General features: G+C 35.6%; 6 protein-coding genes and 1 pseudogene. 5 read left to right on the top strand and 2 right to left on the bottom strand.

The annotated features are described in order from the left end of the window. Nucleotides 1-250: 250 nt before the first annotated feature. Nucleotides 251-868, bottom strand: coding sequence for a S24 family peptidase (locus ACFIK2_RS08260; RefSeq protein WP_375637151.1), 618 nt, complete (start codon nucleotides 866-868; stop codon nucleotides 251-253). 109 nt (nucleotides 869-977) lie between these two features. Here ACFIK2_RS08260 and ACFIK2_RS08255 point away from each other — a divergent pair, with 109 nt between their 5' ends. The 3 genes from ACFIK2_RS08255 to ACFIK2_RS08245 all read left to right on the top strand — a co-directional run bounded on the left by ACFIK2_RS08255 (nucleotide 978) and on the right by ACFIK2_RS08245 (nucleotide 2,267). After that, nucleotides 978-1,229 carry a helix-turn-helix transcriptional regulator gene (locus ACFIK2_RS08255; RefSeq protein WP_375633200.1) on the top strand — a complete coding sequence of 84 codons (252 nt, stop codon included), beginning with the start codon at nucleotides 978-980 and terminating at the stop codon, nucleotides 1,227-1,229. 12 nt (nucleotides 1,230-1,241) lie between these two features. Further along, nucleotides 1,242-1,694: a hypothetical protein gene (locus ACFIK2_RS08250; RefSeq protein WP_375633201.1), complete on the top strand. Its 453-nt coding sequence runs from the start codon at nucleotides 1,242-1,244 to the stop codon at nucleotides 1,692-1,694. Nucleotides 1,695-1,844: 150 nt separating this feature from the next. Then, nucleotides 1,845-2,267 (top strand): hypothetical protein, encoded by a 423-nt coding sequence (locus tag ACFIK2_RS08245; RefSeq protein WP_375677147.1) that lies wholly within the window; start codon nucleotides 1,845-1,847, stop codon nucleotides 2,265-2,267. Nucleotides 2,268-2,291: 24 nt separating this feature from the next. On the opposite strand, the gene ACFIK2_RS08240 is transcribed toward ACFIK2_RS08245, so the two are convergent. Next, nucleotides 2,292-3,068, bottom strand: coding sequence for a hypothetical protein (locus ACFIK2_RS08240; protein ID WP_375637153.1), 777 nt, complete (start codon nucleotides 3,066-3,068; stop codon nucleotides 2,292-2,294). Nucleotides 3,069-3,196: 128 nt separating this feature from the next. On the opposite strand from ACFIK2_RS08240, the gene ACFIK2_RS08235 reads away from it, so the two are divergent. Both ACFIK2_RS08235 and ACFIK2_RS08230 read left to right on the top strand, forming a co-directional pair. Next, nucleotides 3,197-3,673: a crossover junction endodeoxyribonuclease RuvC gene (locus ACFIK2_RS08235; RefSeq protein WP_375633204.1), complete on the top strand. Its 477-nt coding sequence runs from the start codon at nucleotides 3,197-3,199 to the stop codon at nucleotides 3,671-3,673. Then, nucleotides 3,666-4,509, top strand: a pseudogene (locus tag ACFIK2_RS08230) (DUF1376 domain-containing protein); the annotation flags it as partial. The gene ACFIK2_RS08235 and the pseudogene ACFIK2_RS08230, both read left to right, overlap by 8 nt.

Below are 4,509 nucleotides of genomic sequence, written 5' to 3'. Positions count from 1 at the left end.
ACCGACCAATGTTTTGATCATCATCATAGACAACTAATAAAATTTCATTGGAATTAATAAGAATTGGCTTATCCATAATTTCTCCTCCCTAACACCCCTTGGCGATTGTTTGTGTTAATTTATAATATATTTATATAACTATAATTATAAATTAGCAAGCAAAAAATTATAAAAAATTATATTTTTTGTAAAAATTATTATAACATATTGTAAAATAAGAAGAGAAAAGTGCTTTTTAATATAGCGATAATTAGCGATAAGATCGAATCATTTTACTGTAAGAATCCGTTGGCAAGATAGCAAAGATTTCCCCAATCCATACAATTTTAACATTTTTAATGGGGAGTGCATTCCAAGAAAGCAAATCTATCTCACCATTCATTCCTCTGCTAATCTTCTTTATATATCTTTTATTATCATGTGTGAGAATAACGGCTTCTTTGCCAAAGAAGGATTCTATCGTTTTGATTTGGCGCCGTCTTACAATAACCATATCTCCATCTTTATAAGCTGGAAGCATGGAGTCTCCTTTAACTTCAAAAGCAATCATATCATCAGGTAAAGCAAAAGGAATTTCTACTTGTTCAAGACCATCTTCTGGAATTTGTTCAAAGCTTGGATCTATCTGCGTTCCTGCTCCGATATAGCCCATAAGAGGAACAAAAGTTGTTAAGTGATTATCTCCTGTTAATTCTTTATATAATTCTAAAATAGCATCCCGATTAGAACCGCGCGGATCAGAATCTTTTAACCACTTAGACACTGAAGCTTGCGTTACATTTAGCCGCTTGGCCACATCTTCTTGCGTTAAGTTAAACTCAGTCAAAATCTTTTTTAGTGTGCTTATGATATTAGATTTATTACTCATACTTCTGCTTACCTTATTTTTTTATCGTTGATAAAGATAATTTTCATTGACTTTATATAACTATAATTATATGAATAAAATAAGACAAAGCTGTAATTGGAGCTTGTAAATGGATCAACGAGAAGATTTTAAAAATTTGACTAAGTCAATACGAGTCAAATTTAATTGGACACAATCAGAAATGGCTAAAACGCTTGGTGTAACTCAAGCCGCTGTTTGTAAGTGGGAAAAAAGAGGATCGATTTCCGTAATAAATTATCTCAAGCTACAAAAGTTGAAAGATGGTTCTAGCTCTATGCCTGCTTTTATTGCTGCTTCTACAGATAACAACAAACACCCACAGCATAATTCACAGGCTTAAAGAAGAAAGATCATGAGAAACGGAATATTGAAGAAGATCTACACCCAGTTTTGTAGATTAATAGGTTGTAATACGAAAATGAAGAATGGAAATAGATTGGTGGAAGAATGGAGAAAAGTACCATGTCGTGACTGTAGCGTAGAAGATCTTGTGAAACGACACGAAACTCACACAACAATTCTTAAAAAACGAGAAGAATGGCATAAGTCAAAATTTGATAGTTGGATGAGATGGCATGAAGCAACTCTTGCAGAGCGAGATAAGTCAATTGAACAACAGCAAGTAGTACTTGAAAACCTATCCTCTTTAATTAAGCAAAAAAATAAGACCCTGTATGAACAAAGATTAAAGTTGGCTTCACAAATGGAGCTAATTGATAAATTAAATAATAAAATCATTTGCTTAATTAACAAAAAAGAAGAACCAAAATTGAGAGATTTTATTTTCGCAGGAGAACTTTTTTAACTTGCGTCATTTGAGCCACAAATGAGGATTGTTAATTAACAATGAATCATTGCGAGGTTCCTTTTTCAAAAACATTTTTGCAAGACAAGCAATCACAACGCGCTCTGTCACAACAGCACCCTTCACACTCTTAAAGAAGAAAGATCAGAGATGATAGATGTCCCACATATCACTATAAGCAAGGTCCAGTTGATTGATCTTGTTAATAATATTGGAGAGACAACCATATATTATGGTGTCCGTTCGCCTCAAGATGCATCTTTTGAAACAAGAATAGATCCCTCATCGACAGGTTATTTTGTCTATATGCTGTATAGTATCTTTGCGCGTGATGATAGAAATTATTTTCCGTTATTGCCGTACGATGATTTTAATCAATGGTTTTCATCTGCGTTTACGCAAGTTTTTACAACTTGGTTTGATAATTATTTTTCTCAAGAGTTGTTATCTTTTTATCGCTTAAATGAGCTGATCTTGTTTATGATCTTAGTCAAAGATAAGCTTGATCTCTTAAGGCTTGATCTCTTAAGGGATGAAGTTATCAAAAAAAGAAATCAAATTAATAAATCATAGCATAAAAATGTTTGCCTAAGTGAGTTAATGCAATTTTTTAAAGTCTATGAGGTCGGTTTGTGTCGTTACAGTCATTGTTGTTTCTGGTTTCAATGGGGATGTATGAGTAATGATTAAAGTAACTTGGGCTTTTATATCTTCTTCACGCGCTGCTACAAAAATAAGGATTCCTGTGTACTTATCTTCTGAGGGAGCTATAGAAATATTAACATCGATTTCTTGTCCCGTTCGAAAATCCTTTGCTTTCTCACAGTATCCGGATGATATTGGGTGTGACGTTGGTCTGGCATCAGGATTAACATATGGTGATTGCATTTGCCACAATCTTGTTTCTGGTTTGTATCTAATGCCATATCCAAGAATAAAGCGAGGACCATCTTTTAGCTTTATATTTAAAACGTGGATGACAGTTTGTGCATTGTTTTTTATCTTTAAACAAAGAAGCGTCCACTTGCCTTTTGTTGGCAAATGGGGTCCAGTTGTATATATGGAAGGTGGCGTTCCTAAATCCTCTACTCTTTTGTTATCTAACAAAATTTTAATATGTTCTTCTGACCATTTGGCAAGATCTTTTGTCGATATCGCTTGCTCTTTAAGGGCTATCGTTTGTTCCTGGCTTTCTGCAAATTGCTTGCTTATCCATTCTTTATCTTCTTCTCGTTTTTTTGCAGCTTTTTCTAAATCATCTTTGCGGATTTTGGCTGCTTCTTTACGGTCTTTATTTCTTAAAATAACCGCTACTGAAAGAGATCCGATAAATGACAAAAAACCTGTAAGAAATATCTTTATCCATTCTTGCATCTTTCCCCTCCCCACTTTTTTAGAATCATTGGGAGGGTACTTTTTCAAAAATATTTTTTCAAGACAAGCAATCACAACGCGCTCTGTCATAGCACACATATAAATACGTAGAGCCTTAAGGGGAGATTATGATCACTAATGCACAAACCATTCTCTGTCTTGATCTAGGCACTAAGACTGGCTGGGCGCTTCGTGATGCAGATGGTTTTATCACAAGTGATACAGAATATTTTCAATCACGCCGTTTTGAAGGCGGTGGGATGCGTTACTTGCGCTTTAAGAAATGGCTTTCTGAACTAAAGAGATCTGTTGATGAAATTGATGCGGTGTATTTTGAAGAGGTACGTCGGCATGTGGGTACAGACTCTTCTCATGTTTATGGGGGCTTTCTGGCAACTCTAACAGCTTGGTGTGAACATCATCAGATACCGTATGAAGGCATTCCCGTTGGTACGATTAAGAAAGCAATGACAGGCAAAGGAAATGCCTCAAAAGCAGAATTGATTAAGGCAATGCGTGCAAAAGGTCACGCGCCTTGTGACGACAACGAAGCAGATGCTTTGGCAATTTTATATTTAATGAAAGAAGGGGATGCGCATGTCTAATGGTATGCCGTGGATAAGATTTCATTTGTATGACTGGATAAGTGGTACAGATGTGATGACGTTGGAACAACGGGGCGTTTATATAACCCTTCTCGTTTACATGTATGAAAAAAAAGAACCACTTAAAACAGATTTTCAAACGCTTGCACGCGTTTGTCATTGTTCACGAAAAAAATTCGCAACTATCGTCGAATATTTAATGAGGAATGATAAAGTTATTGAGACAGATAATGGATTGTGGAATACGCGCGTTGAAGAAGAGCTAAAAGATTTTTCTGATAAAAAAGAGCACATATCGCAAGTTCGTAGTGAGGCTGGTAAAAAAGGTGCAAAAGCAAAAAATAATATAAAACAACATATTAATAATTTTGCTGAAGCAAAAGATAAGCAAAACGTTTTTTTTGCTGAAGCAAACGACAAGCAAAATCTAGCTATAAAGAACCAGAATAAGAATAATATATATAAAAAAAAATAAAACTATCGTTTTATCAAAAAAAGAAATTGATTTTGAAGATTTAGAAATCACCGATTTGGTTCACGAGCCAATCGAGGTTGATGCTGTTGAGAGCCAATCAGAGCAAAACGCGACATCATCAGAAAACCAACCTCTCATTCACGAGCAAGAAAACGTTCCGGAAAAAGCCAAGCGGTCAAAAGCTAATCGGGGCTGTCGATTACCGGATGATTTCGAACCCGATTACGATTTTGCAATCGAAGCGGGCTTGCCTCCAGAGCGTGTGAAAGTCGAAATCGCGAAGTTTCGAGATTTTTGGAAAGCCTGTGCAGGAAAGAATGCTATCAAACGTGATTGGCAAGCAACATGGAGAAACTGGGTG

This window comes from Bartonella sp. AP88XZML, from assembly GCF_042195565.1.
Taxonomy (GTDB): domain Bacteria; phylum Pseudomonadota; class Alphaproteobacteria; order Rhizobiales; family Rhizobiaceae; genus Bartonella.
Note: the sequence above shows the minus strand (reverse complement) of the source record. Positions and strands in the feature narration are given on the sequence as shown.